The sequence below is a fragment of the Telluria sp. ZB4P36 genome, from assembly GCF_059685865.1.
Window position 1 is genome coordinate 107,317 of the sequence record NZ_JCASIE010000006.1, and the last position, 21,172, is coordinate 128,488.

The following is a 21,172-nucleotide window of genomic DNA, read 5'->3' on the forward strand; positions in this document are numbered from 1 at the left end:
CTTCGGACGCCGTGTTCGAACCGATGCAGACATGTTGTCCGCATCATTTAAGGAGATTGACCGTGGGTCTTAATCTGAATGACAAAAAGGCCGTCGTCGAAGAGGTAAGCGCGAAAGTTGCAACCGCGCAGACCATCGTCGTGGCTGAGTACCGTGGCATCCAGGTTGCTCACTTGACCAAACTCCGTGCAACCGCACGCGCCCAGGGCGTCTACCTGCGTGTTCTGAAGAACACGCTGGCACGTCGCTCTGTGGAAGGCACCCAATTTGCCGCGCTTGCCGATTCCATGACCGGCCCGCTGATCTACTCGATCTCGGACGACGCCGTTGCAGCAGCGAAAGTCATCAACGACTTCGCCAAAACCAACGACAAGCTGGTTGTGAAAGCCGGTAACTACGCTGGCAAGCAGCTCGATCTGGCTGGCGTGACCGCGCTGGCAAGCATCCCGAGCCGCGAAGTCCTCATCGCCCAGCTGCTGGGCGTCATGCAGGCACCGGTGTCTGGCTTTGCACGAGTTCTGGCTGCAGTCGCAGCACAAAAAGGCGAAGGCGCCCCTGCTCCGGCAGCGGAAGCCGCCGAAGCGTAATCGCTTCGCGACTTTTTGTTCAAGTAGAACCAATCCTGTACTACACACACACAATATTTGGAGTTTCAAATGGCAATTAGCAAAGAAGAGTTCCTGGACGCAGTTGGCGCAATGTCGGTCATGGAACTGAACGACCTGGTCAAGGCTTTCGAAGAGAAGTTCGGCGTGTCGGCAGCTGCAATGTCGGCTCCTGCAGCTGGCGGCGGCGCTGCTGCAGCTGCTGCTGAAGAGCAGACCGAATTCAACGTCGTGCTGACCGAAGTCGGCGCGAACAAGGTCGGCGTCATCAAAGCCGTCCGTGAAATCACCGGCCTGGGCCTGAAGGAAGCCAAAGACGTCGTCGACGGCGCACCGAAGACCGTGAAAGAAGCCCTGCCGAAAGCTGACGCTGAAGCCGCTAAGAAGAAGCTGGAAGAAGCTGGCGCCAAGGCCGAGCTGAAGTAATACATATGCATTGGGCACTCTCGCAGTGCCCAGCGCGGGAGTCAAAGCTTGCGGAACCTGCCGAAAGGGAGGGGATGCGGCTTTGGCTCTTTTGTCGTCCCTGCAGCAAACGTCCGCGTCAGGTGCCGATAAGCAACATCAGCAGCAAGCAGTACCGGGTTCAGAAATATCGTAACACAGCAGTACGGCTGTCTTAATCACTTGGCGGGAAAGCAGAGGCTTCAGGCCTTGCGTGTGGTGTGACCACCACTGGCAATTCCTGAATTCTCATCCTTTCTGTCACTCACGGAGTGTCCATGCACTACTCATTTACTGAGAAGAAGCGCATTCGCAAGTCGTTCGCGAAGCGCGCCAACGTTCACAACGTTCCCTATCTTCTGGCTACCCAGCTCGAATCCTACGAGAATTTCCTGCAAGCGGACGCCGTTCCCTCCGTGCGCAAGAACGAAGGCCTGCAGTCGGCCTTCAGCTCCATCTTCCCTATCGTGTCGCACAATGGTTTTGCGCGCCTCGAGTTCCTGTCCTATGTGCTGGGCGACCCCGCGTTTGACGTGAAAGAGTGCCAGCAGCGTGGCCTGACCTTCGCGTCGCCGCTGCGCGCCAAGGTGCGTCTGGTGATCCTGGATAAGGAATCGCCGACCAAGCCGGTCGTGAAGGAAATGAAAGAGCAGGAAGTGTACATGGGCGAACTGCCGCTGATGACCACGAACGGTTCGTTCGTCATCAACGGTACCGAGCGCGTCATCGTCTCGCAGCTGCACCGCTCGCCGGGCGTGTTCTTCGAACACGACCGCGGCAAGACCCACTCGTCGGGCAAGCTGCTGTTCTCGGCTCGTATCATTCCTTACCGCGGCTCGTGGCTGGACTTCGAGTTCGACCCGAAAGACATCCTGTTCTTCCGCGTCGACCGCCGCCGCAAGATGCCGGTCACGATCCTGCTGAAGGCCATCGGCATGACGCCGGAGCAGATCCTGGCGAACTTCTTCGTCTTCGACAATTTCACCCTCCGCAATGAAGGCGGCGAGCTGGAGTTCGTGTCCGAACGCCTGCGCGGCGAAGTCGCGCGCTTCGACATCGTCGATCCGAAGACCGGCAAGACCATCGTCACCAAGGACAAGCGTATCAACGCCAAGCACGTCCGTGACATCGAAGCCGCCGGCATCAAGAGCATCTCGGTGCCGGAAGACTACCTGCTGGGCCGCGTGCTGGCCAAGAACATCGTCGACCAGGACACCGGCGAAGTCATCGCCGTCGCCAACGACGAGCTGACCGAAGAACTGCTGGGCAAGCTGCGCGACGCCAGCGTGACCGACATCCAGACGCTCTACACGAACGACCTGGACCAAGGCGGCTACATCTCGCAGACCCTGCGCACCGACGACACCGCCGACCAGACCGCCGCGCGCGTGGCGATCTACCGCATGATGCGTCCTGGCGAACCGCCGACCGAAGAATCGGTGGAAGCCCTGTTCAACGGCCTGTTCTACAGCCCGGAACGCTACGACCTGTCGGCTGTCGGCCGCATGAAGTTCAACCGCCGCATCGGCCGTGACGAACTCGTGGGCGACATGACCCTGTCGAACGACGACATCCTGGCCGTGATCAAGATCCTGGTCGAGCTGCGCAATGGCCGCGGCGAAGTCGACGACATCGATCACCTGGGTAACCGCCGCGTGCGTTGCGTCGGCGAACTGGCTGAGAACCAGTTCCGTGCCGGCCTGGTGCGCGTCGAGCGTGCAGTGAAAGAACGCCTCGGCCAGGCCGAAGCGGACAACCTGATGCCGCACGACCTGATCAACAGCAAGCCGATCTCGGCCGCGATCCGTGAATTCTTCGGTTCGTCGCAGCTGTCGCAGTTCATGGACCAGACCAACCCGCTGTCGGAAGTCACCCACAAGCGCCGCGTCTCGGCACTTGGCCCGGGCGGCCTGACCCGCGAACGTGCAGGCTTCGAGGTGCGCGACGTGCACCCGACCCACTACGGCCGCGTGTGCCCGATCGAAACGCCTGAAGGCCCGAACATCGGCCTGATCAACTCGCTGGCACTGTACGCCCGCCTGAACGAATACGGCTTCCTGGAAACCCCGTACCGCAAGGTCGAAGGTTCGAAGGTCACCGACCAGATCCACTACCTGTCGGCGATCGAAGAAGGCCGCTACATCATTGCGCAGGCAAACGCCGCGATCAATGAAGAAGGCCAGCTGGTCGACGAACTGGTGTCGGCACGTGAAGCAGGCGAAACCATCCTGGTCTCGCCGGAACGCATCCAGTACATGGACGTGGCCCCGGGCCAGATCGTGTCGGTTGCAGCGTCGCTGATTCCGTTCCTCGAGCACGATGACGCGAACCGTGCACTGATGGGCGCCAACATGCAGCGCCAGGCCGTGCCTTGCCTGCGTCCGGAGAAAGCCTTCGTCGGTACCGGCATCGAGCGCACCGTGGCGGTCGACTCGGGCACCACCGTGCAAGCCCTGCGCGGCGGCGTGGTGGACTACATCGATGCAGGCCGTGTGGTTATTCGCGTCAACGACGACGAAGCAACCGCGGGCGAAGTCGGTGTCGACATCTACAACCTGATCAAGTACACCCGTTCGAACCAGAATACCAACATCAACCAGCGTCCGATCGTGCAAGTGGGCGATCGCGTGGCACGCGGCGACGTCATCGCCGACGGCGCCTCGACCGACCTGGGCGAACTGGCACTGGGCCAGAACATGCTGGTGGCCTTCATGCCGTGGAACGGCCTGAACTTCGAAGACTCGATCCTGATCTCGGAAAACGTGGTCAAGGACGACCGCTACACCTCGATCCACATCGAGGAACTGTCGGTGGTCGCACGTGACACCAAGCTGGGCGCGGAAGAAATCACCCGCGATATCTCGAACCTGGCCGAGAACCAGCTGGCTCGCCTGGACGAGTCGGGCATCGTCTACATCGGCGCCGAAGTGCAAGCCGGCGACGTGCTGGTCGGTAAGGTCACCCCGAAGGGCGAGACCCAGCTGACCCCGGAAGAGAAGCTGCTGCGCGCGATCTTCGGTGAAAAAGCCTCGGACGTGAAGGACACCTCGCTGCGCGTGCCTTCGGGCATGGTCGGCACCGTCATCGACGTGCAAGTGTTCACCCGCGAAGGCATCCAGCGCGACAAGCGCGCCCAGCAGATCATCGACGACGAGCTGAAGCGCTACCGCCTGGACCTGAACGACCAGATGCGTATCGTGGAGGGCGACGCCTTCCAGCGTCTGGAGCGCATGCTGATCGGTAAAGTCGTCAACGGCGGTCCGAAGAAGCTGGCGAAGGGTGCCGCGATCACCGCCGACTACCTGGCGGACCTGGACAAGTTCCACTGGTTCGACATCCGTCCGGCCGACGACGACACCGCCAACGCGCTCGAAGCGATCAAGGAATCGATCAACGAGAAGCGTCACCAGTTCGACCTGGCCTTCGAAGAGAAGCGCAAGAAGCTGACGCAAGGCGACGAGCTGCAGCCTGGCGTGCAGAAGATGGTCAAGGTCTACCTGGCCGTCAAGCGCCGCCTGCAGTCGGGCGACAAGATGGCGGGCCGCCACGGTAACAAGGGTGTGGTCTCGCGTATCGTGCCGGTGGAAGACATGCCGTTCATGGCCGACGGTACCCCGGCCGACGTCGTGCTGAACCCGCTGGGCGTCCCGTCGCGTATGAACGTCGGTCAGATCCTCGAAACCCACCTCGGTTGGGCGGCGAAGGGCCTGGGCCTGCGTATCGGCGACATGCTGCGGGCTCAAGCGAAGGCAGAAGAAGTCCGCGGCTTCCTGGGCAAGATCTACAACGAGACCGGCCGCAAGGAAGACCTCGACAGCTTCAGCGATGAAGAGATCCTGACCCTGGCGAACAACCTGAAGAACGGCGTGCCGTTCGCAACTCCGGTGTTCGACGGTGCGCATGAGTCGGAAATCCGCCGCATGCTCGACCTGGCCTTCCCGGACGAGATCGCGAACCACCTGGGCATGACCCCGTCGAAGAACCAGGTCACGATGTTCGACGGCCGCACCGGCGAAGCATTCGAGCGCAAGGTCACCGTCGGCTTCATGCACATGCTGAAGCTGCACCACCTGGTCGACGACAAGATGCACGCCCGTTCGACCGGCCCGTACTCGCTGGTGACGCAGCAGCCGCTGGGTGGTAAAGCCCAGTTCGGTGGCCAGCGCTTCGGTGAGATGGAGGTGTGGGCACTGGAGGCCTACGGCGCATCGTACGTGCTGCAGGAGATGCTGACCGTGAAGTCGGACGACGTGAACGGCCGTACCAAGGTGTACGAGAACCTGGTCAAGGGCGATCACGTGATCGACGCCGGCATGCCGGAATCGTTCAACGTGCTGGTGAAGGAAATCCGTTCGCTGGGTATCGACATCGATCTCGAGCGCAACTAAGCAGGGCCAGCATGGCCGCCAGCCTTCGGGCTGGTCCGCGACCTTCGAGTCGTCGCCCCGGCGCAGGCCGGGGCCTAAGTCCGGTGAATAGCCGGCAAACTTGGATCCCGGCCTGCGCCGGGATGACGCTTTCAAGGGCAGCGGGCTCAGCAAGCACCGGCGAAAATCGGTGAGAAGCGGCGGTAGTAGTACTCAGTAAAGAATTCAATCACCTGGAGTGATACATGAAAGCACTGCTCGATCTATTCAAGCAAGTTCAGCAAAACGAGAGCTTCGACGCCATCAAGATTGGCCTGGCGTCGCCCGAGAAAATCCGTTCGTGGTCCTACGGCGAAGTCAAGAAGCCGGAAACCATCAACTACCGCACCTTCAAGCCTGAGCGCGACGGTCTGTTCTGCGCCAAGATCTTTGGCCCGATCAAGGACTACGAATGCCTGTGCGGCAAGTACAAGCGCCTGAAGCACCGCGGCGTCATCTGCGAGAAGTGCGGCGTCGAAGTCACGCTGGCCAAGGTGCGCCGTGAGCGCATGGGCCACATCGAACTGGCCTCGCCGACCGCGCACATCTGGTTCCTGAAGTCGCTGCCGTCGCGTCTGGGCATGGTCCTGGACATGACCCTGCGCGACATCGAACGCGTGCTGTACTTCGAAGCATACGTCGTGACCGATCCTGGCATGACCCCGCTGAAGAAGTGCCAGATCATGTCGGAAGACGACTACGCCGCCAAGTACGAAGAGTACGGCGACGACTTCACCGCATTCATGGGCGCCGAAGGCATCCGTGAACTGCTGCGCTCGATCGACATCCACCGCGATGCCGAAGCCCTGCGCGTCGAGCTGAAGGAATCGAAGTCCGAAGCGAAGATCAAGAAATACGCCAAGCGCCTGAAAGTGCTCGAGGCCTTCCAGCGCTCGGGCATCAAGCCTGAGTGGATGATCATGGAAGTGCTCCCGGTCCTGCCGCCGGAGCTGCGTCCGCTCGTCCCGCTGGATGGCGGCCGTTTCGCGACCTCCGACCTGAACGACCTGTACCGCCGCGTCATCAACCGTAATAACCGCCTGAAGCGCCTGATGGAACTGCGCGCTCCGGAAATCATTACGCGTAACGAAAAGCGCATGCTGCAGGAAGCGGTCGACTCGCTGCTGGACAACGGCCGTCGCGGCAAAGCGATGACCGGCGCCAACAAGCGTCCGCTGAAGTCGCTGGCTGAAATGATCAAGGGTAAGGGCGGCCGTTTCCGTCAGAACCTGCTGGGCAAGCGCGTCGACTACTCGGGCCGTTCGGTCATCGTGGTCGGTCCGCAGCTGAAACTGCACCAGTGCGGCCTGCCGAAGCTGATGGCCCTGGAACTGTTCAAGCCTTTCATCTTCAACAAGCTGGAACTGATGGGTCTCGCGACCACCATCAAGGCGGCGAAGAAGCTGGTCGAAATCCAGGAACCGGTGGTCTGGGACATCCTGGAAGAAGTCATCAAAGAACACCCGGTCATGCTGAACCGTGCACCAACCCTGCACCGTCTCGGTATCCAGGCGTTCGAGCCGGTCCTGATCGAAGGCAAGGCGATCCAGCTGCACCCGCTGGTCTGCGCGGCGTTCAACGCCGACTTCGACGGTGACCAGATGGCAGTCCACGTGCCGCTGTCGATCGAAGCGCAGATGGAAGCGCGCACCCTGATGCTGGCGTCGAACAACATCCTGTTCCCGTCGAACGGCGAACCGTCGATCGTGCCGTCCCAGGATATCGTGCTGGGTCTGTACTACGCGTCGCGCGAGGCGATCAACGCCAAGGGCGAGGGCATGCTGTTCCCGGACGTCTCGGAAGTCATCCGCGCGTACGACAACAAGGAAGTCGAACTGGCGACCCGCATCACCGTGCGTATCGTCGAGAACCCGAAGGACCCGGTCACCGGCGAATTCGTGCAGACCCTGACCCGCTACGAGACCACGGTCGGCCGTGCGATCCTGTCCGAGATCCTGCCGAAAGGCCTGCCGTTCTCGGTGCTGAACCGCGCGCTGAAGAAGAAGGAAATCTCGAAGCTGATCAACACGTCGTTCCGCAAGTGCGGCCTGCGTGCGACCGTCGTCTTCGCGGACAAGCTGATGCAGTCGGGCTTCCGCCTGGCGACCCGTGCCGGCATCTCGATCGCCGTCGACGACATGCTGATCCCGGATGTCAAGAAGGGCATGATCGCGAGCGCCGAAGCGGAAGTGAAGCAGATCGAGCAGCAGTACGCTTCGGGTCTGGTCACCGCCGGCGAGCGTTACAACAAGGTCGTCGACATCTGGGGCAAGACCTCGGACGAAGTCGGCAAGGCGATGATGGACCAGCTGAAAGTGGAGCCGGTCATCAAGCGTGACGGCACCGAAGGCACCCAGGAATCGTTCAACGCGATTTACATGATGGCCGACTCGGGCGCCCGTGGTTCGGCAGCCCAGATCCGCCAGCTGGCCGGTATGCGAGGCCTGATGGCCAAGCCGGACGGTTCGATTATCGAAACGCCGATTACCGCGAACTTCCGCGAAGGCCTGAACGTTCTGCAGTACTTCATCTCGACCCACGGCGCCCGTAAGGGTCTGGCGGATACGGCACTGAAGACCGCGAACTCGGGTTACCTGACCCGTCGACTGGTCGACGTGACCCAGGACCTGGTGGTGACCGAAGACGATTGCGGCACCAGCAACGGTACCCACATGAAGGCGATGGTCGAAGGTGGTGAAGTCATCGAAGCCCTGCGCGACCGTATCCTCGGCCGCGTGACCGGCACCGATGTCGTCAACCCGGAAACCCAGGAAACCGTGTTCGAAGCAGGCACCCTGCTGGACGAGGACATGGTCGAAGAGATCGAACGTCTCGGCATCGACGAAGTGAAGGTCCGCACCCCGCTGAACTGCGACACGCGCTTCGGCCTGTGCGCAATGTGCTACGGCCGTGACCTCGGCCGCGGCATGCTGGTCAACAGCGGCGAAGCAGTCGGCGTCGTGGCGGCGCAGTCGATCGGTGAGCCGGGTACCCAGCTGACCATGCGTACCTTCCACATCGGTGGTGCGGCATCGCGTGCGGCAGTGGCATCGTCGGTCGAAGCCAAGTCGAACGGCACGGTCCGCTTCACCGCGACCATGCGTTACGTCACCAACGGCAAGGGCGCGCAGATCGTGATCTCGCGTTCGGGCGAAGTCCTGATCACCGACGACCACGGCCGTGAGCGCGAGCGTCACAAGGTGCCGTACGGCGCGACCCTGATCGTCAAGGACGGCCAGGTAGTCAAGGCCGGTACCGCACTGGCGACCTGGGATCCGCTGACCCGTCCGATCATCACCGAGTACGCAGGTACCATCAAGTTCGAAAACGTGGAAGAGGGCGTTACCGTCGCTCGCCAGGTGGACGAAGTGACCGGCCTGTCGACCCTGGTGGCGATCGATCCGAAGCGCCGCGGTTCGGGCAAGGTCCTGCGTCCGCAGGTCAAGCTGCTGAACGAAGAAGGCCAGGAAGTGAAGATCGCCGGCACCGAACACGCCGTGACGATCGGCTTCCAGGTCGGCGCGCTGATCATGGTCAAGGACGGTCAGCAGGCAACGGTGGGTGAAGTGCTGGCACGTATCCCGACCGAATCGCAGAAGACCCGTGACATTACCGGTGGTCTGCCGCGCGTTGCCGAACTGTTCGAAGCACGTTCGCCGAAAGACGCGGGCATGCTGGCGGAAGTCACCGGTACCGTCGCGTTCGGTAAAGAGACCAAGGGCAAGCAACGCCTGGAAATCACCGACATGGACGGCGCCAAGCACGAGTTCCTGATCACCAAGGACAAGCAAGTGCTGGTGCACGACGGCCAGGTGGTGAACAAGGGCGAGATGATCGTCGATGGTCCGGCCGATCCGCAGGACATCCTGCGCCTGCTGGGTATCGAAGCGCTGGCACGTTACATCGTCGACGAAGTGCAGGACGTCTACCGTCTGCAGGGCGTGAAGATCAACGACAAGCACATCGAGGTGATCGTTCGCCAGATGCTGCGCCGCGTGCAGATCGTCGAAGCCGGCGACACCGACTACATCGTCGGCGAGCAGGTGGAGCGTTCGGAGCTGCTGGAAGAAAACGACAAGGTCGTCGCTGCTGGCAAGCTGCCGGCAACCTACGAAAACGTGCTGCTGGGTATTACCAAGGCATCGCTGTCGACCGATTCGTTCATCTCGGCCGCATCGTTCCAGGAAACCACCCGCGTGCTGACCGAAGCGGCGATCATGGGCAAGCGCGACGGCCTGCGCGGCCTGAAGGAAAACGTCATCGTCGGCCGCCTGATCCCTGGCGGTACCGGCCTGGCATTCCACCGCGCCCGCAAGGAGAAGGAAGTGTGGGAGGCGGAAGAGCGCCAGGCACTGCTGCAGCAGGAGAAGGCCAACATGGCTGCCGAACTGCAGGCGATGGAAGACCAGCAGAATGCTGCGGCTCCGGCGGAGCAGCATCACAGCGACGGCGAGTAATCGTTTTAGCTAGCTAGCTGACATGAAGACGGCACCTGAGGGTGCCGTTTTTTTATGCGCGACGGTTTGTGGCGAGATACTATGCTCCTGCTGTGTTTCCCCCGACTCCCCGCCGACCTTCTGCTTCTTGTGCTTTCATTTCACATAAGAACCGTCAGCCATGCCATGTTGAGAGAACGATTCGATAGCGATGGATTCGCCAGCGTTCCGCAGGTGCTTTCTGCACGTGAATGCAACGATATCGCTGCCATGACCACAACGCTCGGCACCGACGCTGCCGACACCCGCTGCCTGCTGGCCGAAGAATGGTGCCGTCAACCGGTCCGATGCCTACGTGAGCACGCCGGTGTCGCAGACCTCGTTCCTGCCGGGCTAGTCGCGGTCCAGTGCACGTACTTCGAAAAGTCGGTGGAGCGAAACTGGCTGGTTCCCATCGATCAGGAATTGAGCATTCCGGTTGCAGCCCGCGTCGAGCATCCCGCGTTGCGTGGGTGGTCGGAAAAGGAAGGCGGCATATTCGTCCAGCCGCCTGCAAGCCTCCTGGAGCAACTGGTCGCCCTGCGCGTTCACCTTGACCCGTGCTCGAGCAATGACGGCCCGCTCCAGTTCGTACCCGGCTCTCATCGCGATGGACGTATCTCGGCGAAGGAAGCAGGGACGCGGCGCCATGCCGGGCCAGTCGAAAGTCCTGATTGAATTCATCTCGCCGGCAGAGCCTGATCGCTGGTTGGGGCAGTAGCCGGCGCACACGCACCCGTGCAGCGCTTATAGCTCGCATTGCACGCATCGACCCGCTCGCTGTTACGCCGTTGCGCCGCCCGCCGCTCGTTCGCACGCGCCGACTCCGACCACACCTGGCCGGCCCCGTCCGCAGTCCGCGCAAACGGATTTTTCTCCTCCAGCTTGGGCAAGCTATCGAGCTCGGTCATCTTGCCTGCACGCTTCGTGCATTGTTCCTTTTCAGACGAGCACACCGATGTGCACATCGAGGGTTCCTCAGCCTGGGCAAGAGGCGCCGCCATAAATCCGAGCAGGACGACGAGCAGAACAGAACGGTTCACCTGGATTCCTTTCGCTGACGAGAAGAAGCAATGCCTGAAGTGCAACAAGCATTCTAAGCCGACTCATCACCCCAATAGCGAATCCGGAGACCGTGCCGGCGCAACTCATCCTCCCAGGGTAAGAACCGATGCAAGCCCGCACAATGTTGGCCATCTAACTCATCCGTACGCCCCTTCCATGTAAGGACTGCTATCATGCACCGCTGAGTTAACGATCTATCCACATTACTTGCCCTAAGAGCAATATGCCTTGGCCCTTTGACGCCACCCCGGACGCCGCAAGCGCAGCGAGCCACATGACGGAGATGGAGCGCCGCATGCGCGCCTTCCCGTGGGAGACCACTGCCGTCGGTCCAGTCGGCGGCTGGCCGCACAGCCTGAAACAGGCCGTCCGCACCGTGCTCGACCTGCGCCTGCCAGCCTATCTCGCGTGGGGCGATTCTTACGTCCAGTTCTTCAACGATGCCTACGTACCCATCCTGGGCGACAAGAACGACGCTGCCCTCGGCAACGATTCCCGCATTACCTGGGCCGAGATCTGGCCCACAATCGGCCCGATATGGCAGCAGGTGCGGGCGGGCGAGGCGCTGGGCTCCGAAGGGATGCCGCTGACGATCAACCGCTTCGGTTATTACGAGACCTGCTACTTCAGCTATTCGTACAGCCCTATTTACGGCGACACCGGCACCGTCGAGGGTGTGCTGGTTACCTTCGCCGAAACCACCAAGGCCGTGCTGGGTGAACGACGCCGGCATTACCAGGTGAAGCTGGCAGACACGCTGCGGCGAGAAATCGAATTCGGCCCGATGCTGAAGGCGACCATCCGCCTCACCAGCGAATACTTCAGCGGCTCCAATGTCGCCTACGTCGAACTGGACGAGCAAAAGCGTACCTTCACCGTCAAGGAAGAGTGGAAAGATGGCGTCGAGACCGGCGGCGCCCATGGCACGCTGCCGATCGACATGCTGTCCCCGAGCCAGCTCGACGCGCTGCGGGCCGGCACCACCATCTGCATCGACGACGTTTCGACCGATCCGGAGTGCGCGGCCGTCGCCAGGCCCTGCCTGATGCTCGGCATCCGCTCGGTGATCGTCATCCCGCTCAAGGACGGCGACCGCCTGCACGGTGCCGGCTTCCTGTACAGGGACCGCGCCTACCACTGGAACGAGGACGACCGCATCCTGGCCGAAGACCTGTCGCGCCGCACCTGGGAGGCCTTGCGCCGCATCCGCGCCGAGGAAGCCCTGCGCGAAGAGACGCGCATGCTCGAACTGCTGAACCGGGCCGGCAAGGTGCTGGCCTCCACGCTCGACATCGACACCCTGCTGCAGGCGGTCACCGATGCCGCCACCGAACTGACCGGCGCCGAATTCGGCTCCTTCTTCTACAACGGCAAGGACGCCAACGGCGACGCCTACCTGCTCTATACCTTGACCGGCGCGCCGCGCGAAGCCTTCCAGCACCTCGGCCACCCGCGTCCGACCGCGCTGTTCGGACATACCTTCCGCGGCGGCCCGCCGATCCGCAGCGACGACATCACCAAGGATCCGCGCTACGGCAGCATGGGGCCGCACCACGGCATGCCGAAGGGCCACCTGCCGGTGCGCAGCTACCTGGCGGCTTGCGTCAGCTCGCGCTCCGGCGAGGTGCTGGGCGGCCTGTTCTTCGGCCACTCCAAGACCCACCAGTTCGACGAACGCACCGAACAGCTGATCACCGGCTTCGTGTCCCAGGCCGCGGTGGCGATCGACAACGCGCGCCTGTACGACCTTGCGCAGCGCGCGGCCAAGGAGCGCGAAGGCATCCTGGCCAGCGAGCGCGCCGCGCGCGCCGAGGCTGAGCGCCACAGCAAGATGAAGGACGAGTTCCTCGCCATGCTGGCGCACGAGCTGCGCAACCCGCTGGCGCCGATCACCAATGCGGCCCAGCTGCTCAAGATGCCGACCGTGGACGAGAACCTGCGCCTCAAGGCCGGCAACATCATCTCGCGCCAGGTGCGCCACATGACGGAGCTGGTGGACGACCTGCTGGACGTCTCGCGCGTCACCCGCGGCCTGGTCAAGCTGGAGACCGAGACGCTGGAATTGAACACCATGCTGCGCGCCGCCGTCGAGCAGGCGCGCCCGCACATCGAAGCCAAGAACCATGTGCTGACGGTGGAGGCGCCAATGCAGCCGGTGCTGGTCCGGGGCGACCGCACGCGCCTGGTGCAGGTGCTGGTCAACCTGCTCAACAACGCGGCCAAGTACACGCCGGCGGGCGGACAGGTCACGCTGCGCCTGGAGGCCGGCCCCGAGCAGGCGCGCCTCACCGTGATCGACAACGGCGCCGGCATCGACGCCAAGCTGCTGCCGCACGTGTTCGACCTGTTCACCCAGGCCGAGCGCACGCCGGACCGCTCGCAGGGCGGCCTCGGGATCGGCCTGGCGCTGGTGAAAACCATCGTCCACATGCATGGCGGGCAGGTCGAGGCGCACAGTGACGGCCCCAATCTCGGCGCCGCGGTGTCGGTGCTGCTGCCGCTGGCCACCGCGCTGGATGGCGCCAACGCGCCTGCGCCGCTGCACCGCCATACCCGCACGCAGCAGGTCGCGCCGTGCACGCTCACCATCGTCGACGACAACGTCGATGCGGCCCAGTCGCTGGCGGTGCTGCTGCGCGAGCAGGGGCATACCGTGTACGTCTTCGACGGCGCCCTGCGCACGCTCGCCTCCAGCGAGATCGCGCGTACCCACGCCTTCATCCTCGACATCGGCCTGCCCGACATGACCGGCTACGAACTGGCGCGCCGCCTGCGCCGCGAGCACCCCGGCGCGAGTTTCATCGCGCTCACCGGCTACGGCCAGGCGCGCGACCGCGACCTGTCGAAGCAGGCCGGCTTCGACCACCACCTGGTCAAGCCGGTGGAATTCCGGGCGCTGGCCGACATCCTGGCCCAGCTGCCGCAGTGCCAGCCGGCGCTTGCGGAGGAACAAAAAGCTGTAGCGCAGGAAGCGGATATTGCGGGCGTAAGTTGATTGGGTTTGACTTTATTGCTATAACTCAGCAATATTGTTAAATCCTCGACATCTTTACCTGAGCTGTGTCCCGTAAAAAGAACAGTCGCCAGTGGGCGCGCCTGCGAATCCTGTGTTCCGGCGGCCTGCACCTGATGACCCTGATCCCCGATGCGCTGGAGCTGGTGCGCGAGTTGATTCCCAACAGCGCGTCCCAGCTGTTCCTGCTCGCCCAGCAGTCGCCCGAAGACCTGCACGAGGCCAACGTACTGGGCGTGCTGCCGCCGCCCAACGGCTACTTCTATGGCGACTCGGTGGACTTCGGCGTGCCCCCGGCGGAGGCGCGCGCACGCGCGGCCCACGTGCTCGAGGCGCGCCTCGGGTCGGCCGCGAACCCGGTCGGCACCCTGACCCTGCTGCGCGACGACGGCCCGCCCTTCGATACCGACGACGAGGAAGACCTGGGGCGCGTCGCCAACTACTTCGACCATGCGCTGCGCAATGCGGCCGTGGCCGGCAACGGCCTGCTAGGGGTGATCGAGGACGAGGCCATGCTGCTGGCCACCACCAACGGCGACATCCTGTTCCTGAGCGATTCGGCCGGCGCACTGCTCGACCAGCTGGCCTCGCAGGAACAGCAGGTGTTCGACCGCCGCACCCTGCCGCCGTTCTGCCTGCGCCTGGTGGAGTCGGTGGTGTACGGCGAGCGCTATCCCTGGCGCCTGCCGGCGGGCACGCTGGAGCTGGCCGGCGGCGTGCTGGAAGCGCGCGCGCAGTGGATGAGCGCCGGTTCCTACGACGCCATCCATAGCCGCACCGTCGGCATCTTCCTGAAGTTCGTGGTGCCGATGCCGCTGCGGATCTGGCGCGCGCTGGGCAGCGTCGAGCTGTCGCCGCAGCAGATGGAAGTGGCCTTCTGGATGGGCCTGGGCGGCGGACGCGAAGCGGCCAGGAGCCGCATGGACGTCAGCGACGCCGTGCTGCGCGACTGCGTCAAGGCGGTCTACGAGAAGTTCGGCTGCACCTCCGAAGCCGGCCTGCTGGCCATCCTGCGTCCCGCCATCTCGCGCATGTAAGCTTGTCTCCCGAACATCCCCCACCCCGGGGGGGAATGCCTTTGTTTCATTTTTTATCATGCTGGTCATTGCCAACATGAAAGGACACCAATGAAACTGCATTCCTTGATCGCAGCAACACTGCTGTGCCTTGCTGCCAGCAGCCAGGCTGCGCTGATCCACCAGTTCAACCTGAACGGATCGCTGAAGGATTCGCTCACCGAGACCTCGCTGGAACACTTCGGCGGCAAGTTCGTCGACAACCAGTACGTGTGCAGGTACTGAGCGTGAACGACGTCGACGGCATTGCCGACTTCGGCACCAACCCGGCCCATTTTTTCCGCGATAACACCAGCGGTTCATACACCGGTGAAGCCAACGCGGGCGCGGTCGACTACATCCGCGTCTACAGTACCGCGCTGACCCAGGCGGAAGTGCTGGCGCTGCCCACGCCGCCAGCCGCGGACCTGCCTGAACCGGCCCCGCTCGGCCTGGTCGGCGCCGGTCTGGCGCTGCTCGGCTGGACGCGCCGCCGGCAGCGCGCCGCATAGCTGGCTACTGCGGAACATCCTTCAGCCAAGGGATGGAATACACTTGCAGGGCTGCCTATCATCTCAACTACACCAAGGGGTTTGACATGAACATTCGATGGATGTGCGCCGTCCTGCTGGGCGCCACCTGCGCCGTTGCCAATGCCGCCGACATGAAGGTCACCATGAAGATGGCGACCGACAAAGGAGAGGGCGCCGAGGTCGGCACCGTGACCATCAGCGAGACGCGCCATGGCCTCGTGTTCACGCCGGCGCTGACCAAGCTGCCGGCCGGCCTGCACGGCTTCCACGTGCACGAAAACGGCAGCTGCGCTCCGAACCAGAAGGATGGCAAGACGGTGCCCGCGGGCGCCGCCGGCGGCCACCTCGATCCGAACAAGACCGGCAAGCACGGCCTGCCCTGGGGCGACGGCCACCTCGGCGACCTGCCGGCCTTGAGCGTCGACGACAAGGGTACGGCCACCAACCCAGTGCTGGCGCCGCGCCTGAAGCTGGCGGACGTCAAGGGCAAGGCCCTGATGGTCCACGCCGGCGGCGACAACCACGCCGACCACCCGGCGCCCCTCGGCGGCGGGGGCGGGCGGATGGCCTGCGGCGTCATCCAGTAAGCATCCCTGGCAAATCAGGGATGAAATAAAATTTCAAAATAGGGGTTAATAAGAAATGAAATTTCACTCCCTGATCGCAGAAGTCTTCCTGCTGCTGAAGCAGAAGCTGGCCCGGCTCGAGCTACTGCCCTGGCCGGCGTATCTGAACTTGGGTCCCGGCGCAGGCCGGGACCCAAGTTCCCATCCGTAGTCGCAAACGCGATTATTTAGAAGCCGTACGCGCCTTCCCGAACGGATCCCCTTCCTTCCACGCCGGCGCCTTCGGCGCATCCGCCACCATGCGGCCCAGGTTCAGCGTGAACTGCGCCTGCTGCACCATGCCCGACAGGTCCCAGCCCGGATCGTATTCATCCGTCACCTGGTGGTAGCGCGCACGGTAGGCCTGCTGCTTGGCGTTGCTCGCTTCGACATCCTTCACCCAGCCGTGGCCCGCGCCTACCGAGAATGCCGGTACGCCGGCCTTGGCGAAGCTGAAGTGGTCGCTGCGGAAGTAGCCGCCGCCGAGGTCGGGCTTGGCCGGGGCGATGCTCAGGCCCATGCTCTGCGCGGTGGCGGCCGCCATCGCGCCCAGGTCGGTGCGCTCGCTGCCCGGGGTGTTGACGTCCTTGACCAGGCCGACGAAGTTCAGGCTGTCCAGGTTCAGGTTGGCGACCGTCTTCTCGATCGGCCACAGCGGCTTGGCGGCATAGGCGGCGCTGCCCAGCAGGCCCTGTTCCTCGGCCGCGACCCACAGGAACATCTGGCTGCGCTTGGCCGGGTTGCGCACGGCTTCCTGCGCCATCGCCAGCAGGGCGGCGGTGCCCGAGGCATTGTCGACCGCGCCGTTGAAGATGGTGTCGCCTTCGGTACCCTGCTTGCCCATGTGGTCCCAGTGCGCGCTGTACACCACCAGCTCGTCCTTGAGCGCCGGGTCGGTGCCCGGCACGATGCCGGCCACGTTGAACTCGTTCAGCGTGCGCACTTCGGCGCGCGCCTGGCCCTTCACGCGGGCCGTCAATACGACCGGCTTGAAGTCCTTGTTCTCGGCCGCGGCGCGCAGCTTGTCGAGGTCCTGGCCGCCGGCGGCGAACAGCTTGCGCGCGGTGGCATCGGTCATCCAGCCCTGCAGGCCGGTGCCCAGCTTGCCCTCGGCCAGCTGGAAGCGCTCCGCATTGGCCCAGCTGTTCTGCACCACGCTCCAGCCGTAGGAGGCCGAGGAATCGGTGTGGATCAGCAGGACGCCGGCCGCGCCCTGGCGCGCCGCTTCTTCCAGTTTATAGGTCCAGCGGCCGTAGTAGGTCAGGCCGTCGCCGTTGAAGCGCTTCGGCTCGGCGGCGGTCGGCTTGGGATCGTTCACCATCATCACCAGCACCTTGCCCTTGAAGTCCTGGCCCTTGAAGTCGTCCCAGCCTTCTTCCGGCGCATTGATGCCGTAGCCCACGAAGACCATCTCGGCGTCGAGCGCATGGTCGGCCTTGGCATCGCCCGGACCCCAGACCCAGTCGGCGCCGAACTGCAGCGGCAGCTTTTTGCCGCCGGCGATGAGGGCGATGGTGCTCTTCTGCGGCAGCGAGCGCACGCCGGCGATCTTCACCGGCTGGCGGAAGCTGCCGTTGTTGGCGGGCAGCAGGCCCGCGGCGGCGGCCTGGGTTTCCAGGTAGGTGACGGTCAGTTCGCCGCCGCGCTGGCCGGTGCCGCGTCCTTCGACGGCGTCGGACGACAGGAAGGCGAGGTGGGCGCGCAGCGGCGCTTCCTTGACGGTCGCGGCCTGTGCTGGCTGCGGTGCATCGGCGAAGCCAATTGCATGGGCCGGGTAGGCCAGCGCCAGGCTGCTTGCGAGGGCGGTAAGGACAACGGAGGAGACGATCTTGTGCATGGCTTCCTGCTGCTTGGGTTGATTGGATGGTGCACGCAGTGCGTCGGTCATTGTATGCCAACTGCTCAGTAAAACCGCAACACATCCGAGGACACCGTGGTGCCGGTGCCCGGCATCCGCGGCGGCGCGCCGGGCGGCAGCAGGTGCTCGGGCAGGCCGGGCATGCGCTCCTCGACGATCACCGCCAGGATGTCGTCCGCCGGGGCGTCGATCGTGAAGCGCAGCAGCCCGTCCTCCATCCCGTACAGCGACAGCGACCACGGGCTTTCCTTCGAGGTCAGCACGCGCCCGTTGAGGGTCGAGCGCCAGGGCTTGGTGCCGGCCACCCACATCTTGATGTGCGGCGCGCGGTTCTTCGAGCGCAGCGTGAATTCCACCTGCCGCAGGCCGGGATCGAGGGAGGGTTTGGCCAGCGCCGGATTCTTCAGCATATAGGCTTCCGGGAAGGCGATCCGGTCCTCGCGCGGCGCGATCGCAAACCACTGTCGCGGACTGTGCCAGCCGAACACGTCGACGTAGATCGACGGCTTGTCCAGGTTTGGGAACAGCTGTTTCGACCAGGCGTCCAGCGGCTCCGGAGGCAGCAGCCAGTAGGCGCGCCAGCTGTTCATGTCCTTGAAATAGACCAGGCGGTTCGGCTCGAGCCCCGCGCGCTCCGGCAGCGGCGGCGCCGAGGCCTGTCCCGGCAGCGCCAGGCAGCCGGCGAAGGCCAGCGCCGACGCGCCGATGACGACACGCCCGAGCGGCAGCAGCAGGAACAGGCTGGCAAAGCACAGCATCAGGACCGCCACCAGCAGGGCCGGCAGATACTGCCCATACGGGGCGAAGACCAGCCACGCGTCGCGCAGCACCGGCACGAACAGCAGCAGCACCGGGGCCAGGCCGGCGGCAAGCAGGGCGCGGCTCGGCGCGGGGGAGCGCGGCGCCTGCAGCGCCGTGAAGGCCGCGAGCGCCGCGGCCAGCGGCCAGGCCAGCAGCCAGGCGGCGTCGGGCGCTGTCAGGAGGACGAGCAGCAGTACCATGGCCAGCCAGCTCATCGCCCCCAGGAACACGGAAACCGCGCCGGTCATCCTGCGCAGCAGGTAGAGCGCGCCGATGAACAGGCAGGCGCTCGACACCAGGAACACCAGCGCCGCCGCGCTGTCCTGTGCCTGCGTCAGCGTGGCCAGCTCTTCGCGCCGCTCCCACAGCAGCATGCGCGTCGCCAGCAGGATCAGCGCCACCCCGAAGAAACCCTGCACCAGCGGCGCCACCGTGTCGCCGGCCCGCTCCAGCGACTGGCGGTAGCCGTGCACCAGCATCAGGCAGGCCAGCGCGCCCAGGCCCCAGGACAGGATGGCTGGATGCTGGACCTTGCCCGCCAGCGGCAGGCTGAAATACGCGCGCGGCCGGTAGGCGCCGCGCGCCAGCGGCGCATCGCCGAAATGGCGGGCCAGGCGCAGCATGCTGCCGCCCAGCTGCGCCAGCATGGCCGGGTCGAGGCGCTCCACGGTATCAAGACTGCGGCCTTCGAAGCGCCGCCCGGTGTTGGCGAACAGCAGGGCAGGGGCATCGATGGCGGCCAGGGAACCGACGCGCGGCATGTCCGGCAACAGCTTGTACAGCCGCGTCATCAGCGACGATCCCTCCACCTCGGGCGCCGCCCGCGCCCAGCCGCGCAGTACGTCGCCACCCGCGCCGCTGGCGTCGAGCAGCACCAGCGGCCCGGCGCTGCCGGCGGCGTCGAACTTCAGCGTGAGTCCGACCTGGCGCGCCAGCGCATGCTGTTCGGCGAAGCCCTTGGCGCCCAGGCCGCCGACGTCCTCGCCGTCGGCGAACAGCAGCACGATGTCATTCGCGTGCGCCGGACCCGCGCGCAGTAAGCGCGCGGTCTCGAGCATGGCCGCCACCTGCGCCGCCCCGCGTGCCGCACCCGTCGTCGCATTACCGCTGTCGTAATGGCTTGCCAGCAGCAGGGCCGGACGGCGCTGGCCTTCGGGCGCGCTGCCGGGCAGGCGCGCGACGATGTTGTGCACCACGCCGAGCGTCACGTTGGTGCCGCCCCAGTAGCGGATGGTGGTCTTCTGGACCGTGGTGCGCTGCACCGACGCTGCCACACCCATGCCGCGCAGCTGGGCCAGGATGTAGTCGCGCGCCTCGGCATTGGCGCGGGTGGCGATCGGCCGCGGCGCCGCCGCCAGCACCGACACGTGCCGCATCATGCGGTCGAGGGGCGGCGGCGCCGTCGGTGCGGAGGGGGCCGGGGGGGCGATGGCGGTCCAGGCCAGCACGGCCAGCACCAGCAGGCCAAGCAGGCCGGCTGCCAGCCTGGCCAGGCTCGGGACGCGCGGCGGCGCCGTCGGTATTCCAGCGGTAAGCATTGCTTCTCTCTCCTCGTTGTTGGTGTTGTTGTTCCGGATTTCCCGATACAGGCGAAAAAAAGCCCGCGATGCAAGCGGGCGAAGAAGGGAACCGGTGTGTTTACTCGAGCGTCCAGACGTAGGCGATCTGCCCCCAGCCGGCTTCGGCGACGCCGTTGTTCATGGCGGGCTTGAACTGGCACAGGCTCAGGGCACTCAGGGCGGCACGGTCCAGTTCGCGGTGGCCGCTCGACTTCTGGACCCGTGCATCCTGTACCCGGCCATTGGCGCCGACCAGCAGCGCCAGGGTCACGGTGCCGCTGTCGCCGTTGCGCGCCGCACTGACCGGGTAGGCCGGCGTGGCGCAGCCGTCGGCGTTGGCCAGCACGGCGCTGCGCATCTGGCCCGGATTGCTGGTGGCGGGCGCCGGCGGGGCGGGCGGCGCGTCATTGGTGGAGGGCAGCGCCTGTTCCGGCGCCGGGTCGGGCTCGGTGCTGGCCTGCACCTGCTCCTCGACCGGAGGCGGAGGAACCTCGACTTCGGTTTTCGGCACCACGATCTTGGGCTTGACCACCCGCTGCTGGGGCTGCGGCGGTTGCGGCGGGGGCGGCGGCGGCACCTTGGGCTGGATCCAGACCGTGGCGTCCTCGATCAGCTTCGGCAGGGTGATGCTCTTGGAGTTCATCACGTTGATGAGGCCCATGCCCACCAGCAGGTGCAGGCCGGTCACCAGGGCGAACTTCCCGGCTTTGCCGCCGGTCCCATCGTTGAGTTGCGTGAAGTGCATGGCGTTCT

Annotated in this window: 14 protein-coding genes; 10 read left to right on the forward strand and 4 right to left on the reverse strand. The window is 64.6% G+C overall.

What is annotated here, in order from left to right:
- Positions 1–62 precede the first annotated feature (62 nt).
- The 5 genes from rplJ to AC56LK_RS10965 all read left to right on the forward strand — a co-directional run bounded on the left by rplJ (position 63) and on the right by AC56LK_RS10965 (position 10,608).
- Complete coding sequence (gene rplJ / locus AC56LK_RS10945; protein WP_497184567.1) at positions 63–587, forward strand: 50S ribosomal protein L10; 525 nt, start codon at positions 63–65, stop codon at positions 585–587.
- A 69-nt stretch (positions 588–656) separates the two neighbouring features.
- The gene (gene rplL / locus AC56LK_RS10950) at positions 657–1,031 is read left to right on the forward strand and encodes a 50S ribosomal protein L7/L12 (RefSeq protein WP_436107996.1); all 375 of its coding nucleotides are present in this window, start codon (positions 657–659) and stop codon (positions 1,029–1,031) included.
- Positions 1,032–1,327: 296 nt separating this feature from the next.
- Positions 1,328–5,437, forward strand: coding sequence for a DNA-directed RNA polymerase subunit beta (rpoB, locus tag AC56LK_RS10955; protein WP_497184568.1), 4,110 nt, complete (start codon positions 1,328–1,330; stop codon positions 5,435–5,437).
- Between the two features lie 224 nt (positions 5,438–5,661).
- Complete coding sequence (gene rpoC / locus AC56LK_RS10960; protein ID WP_497184569.1) at positions 5,662–9,912, forward strand: DNA-directed RNA polymerase subunit beta'; 4,251 nt, start codon at positions 5,662–5,664, stop codon at positions 9,910–9,912.
- A 165-nt stretch (positions 9,913–10,077) separates the two neighbouring features.
- Positions 10,078–10,608 carry a phytanoyl-CoA dioxygenase family protein gene (locus AC56LK_RS10965; protein WP_497184646.1) on the forward strand — a complete coding sequence of 177 codons (531 nt, stop codon included), beginning with the start codon at positions 10,078–10,080 and terminating at the stop codon, positions 10,606–10,608.
- A gap of 2 nt (positions 10,609–10,610) precedes the next feature.
- Here AC56LK_RS10965 and AC56LK_RS10970 read toward each other — a convergent pair whose 3' ends face one another.
- Positions 10,611–10,973 (reverse strand): hypothetical protein, encoded by a 363-nt coding sequence (locus tag AC56LK_RS10970; protein WP_497184570.1) that lies wholly within the window; start codon positions 10,971–10,973, stop codon positions 10,611–10,613.
- Positions 10,974–11,218: 245 nt separating this feature from the next.
- Here AC56LK_RS10970 and AC56LK_RS10975 point away from each other — a divergent pair, with 245 nt between their 5' ends.
- From AC56LK_RS10975 to sodC, 5 genes are all read left to right on the forward strand, one after another.
- On the forward strand, positions 11,219–13,990 hold the full coding sequence (locus tag AC56LK_RS10975) for a hybrid sensor histidine kinase/response regulator (RefSeq protein ID WP_497184571.1): 2,772 nt from the start codon (positions 11,219–11,221) through the stop codon (positions 13,988–13,990).
- A gap of 134 nt (positions 13,991–14,124) precedes the next feature.
- Positions 14,125–15,045 (forward strand): helix-turn-helix transcriptional regulator, encoded by a 921-nt coding sequence (locus AC56LK_RS10980; RefSeq protein WP_497184572.1) that lies wholly within the window; start codon positions 14,125–14,127, stop codon positions 15,043–15,045.
- Positions 15,046–15,135: 90 nt separating this feature from the next.
- Complete coding sequence (locus AC56LK_RS10985) at positions 15,136–15,309, forward strand: hypothetical protein (protein WP_497184573.1); 174 nt, start codon at positions 15,136–15,138, stop codon at positions 15,307–15,309.
- A gap of 2 nt (positions 15,310–15,311) precedes the next feature.
- Positions 15,312–15,575, forward strand: a complete 264-nt coding sequence (locus tag AC56LK_RS10990; protein ID WP_497184574.1) for a PEP-CTERM sorting domain-containing protein — start codon at positions 15,312–15,314, stop codon at positions 15,573–15,575.
- An 86-nt stretch (positions 15,576–15,661) separates the two neighbouring features.
- Complete coding sequence (gene sodC, locus AC56LK_RS10995) at positions 15,662–16,183, forward strand: superoxide dismutase [Cu-Zn] SodC (protein WP_497184575.1); 522 nt, start codon at positions 15,662–15,664, stop codon at positions 16,181–16,183.
- A gap of 202 nt (positions 16,184–16,385) precedes the next feature.
- Here sodC and AC56LK_RS11000 read toward each other — a convergent pair whose 3' ends face one another.
- The 3 genes from AC56LK_RS11000 to AC56LK_RS11010 all read right to left on the reverse strand — a co-directional run bounded on the left by AC56LK_RS11000 (position 16,386) and on the right by AC56LK_RS11010 (position 21,164).
- Complete coding sequence (locus AC56LK_RS11000) at positions 16,386–18,038, reverse strand: M28 family peptidase (RefSeq protein WP_497184576.1); 1,653 nt, start codon at positions 18,036–18,038, stop codon at positions 16,386–16,388.
- A 65-nt stretch (positions 18,039–18,103) separates the two neighbouring features.
- Positions 18,104–20,398: a M28 family peptidase gene (locus AC56LK_RS11005; protein WP_497184577.1), complete on the reverse strand. Its 2,295-nt coding sequence runs from the start codon at positions 20,396–20,398 to the stop codon at positions 18,104–18,106.
- A 100-nt stretch (positions 20,399–20,498) separates the two neighbouring features.
- Complete coding sequence (locus AC56LK_RS11010; RefSeq protein WP_497184578.1) at positions 20,499–21,164, reverse strand: energy transducer TonB; 666 nt, start codon at positions 21,162–21,164, stop codon at positions 20,499–20,501.
- Positions 21,165–21,172: the final 8 nt, after the last annotated feature.

Coding starts and splice junctions, on each gene's coding strand:
- rpoB (WP_497184568.1), top strand. CDS start 1,328: ATGCACTACTCATTTACTGAGAAGAAGCGCATTCGCAAGTCGTTCGCG.
- AC56LK_RS10985 (WP_497184573.1), top strand. CDS start 15,136: ATGAAACTGCATTCCTTGATCGCAGCAACACTGCTGTGCCTTGCTGCC.
- rplL (WP_436107996.1), top strand. CDS start 657: ATGGCAATTAGCAAAGAAGAGTTCCTGGACGCAGTTGGCGCAATGTCG.
- sodC (WP_497184575.1), top strand. CDS start 15,662: ATGAACATTCGATGGATGTGCGCCGTCCTGCTGGGCGCCACCTGCGCC.
- AC56LK_RS10965 (WP_497184646.1), top strand. CDS start 10,078: ATGTTGAGAGAACGATTCGATAGCGATGGATTCGCCAGCGTTCCGCAG.
- rpoC (WP_497184569.1), top strand. CDS start 5,662: ATGAAAGCACTGCTCGATCTATTCAAGCAAGTTCAGCAAAACGAGAGC.
- AC56LK_RS11010 (WP_497184578.1), bottom strand. CDS start 21,164: ATGCACTTCACGCAACTCAACGATGGGACCGGCGGCAAAGCCGGGAAG.
- AC56LK_RS11000 (WP_497184576.1), bottom strand. CDS start 18,038: ATGCACAAGATCGTCTCCTCCGTTGTCCTTACCGCCCTCGCAAGCAGC.
- AC56LK_RS10975 (WP_497184571.1), top strand. CDS start 11,219: ATGCCTTGGCCCTTTGACGCCACCCCGGACGCCGCAAGCGCAGCGAGC.
- AC56LK_RS11005 (WP_497184577.1), bottom strand. CDS start 20,398: ATGCTTACCGCTGGAATACCGACGGCGCCGCCGCGCGTCCCGAGCCTG.
- AC56LK_RS10980 (WP_497184572.1), top strand. CDS start 14,125: ATGACCCTGATCCCCGATGCGCTGGAGCTGGTGCGCGAGTTGATTCCC.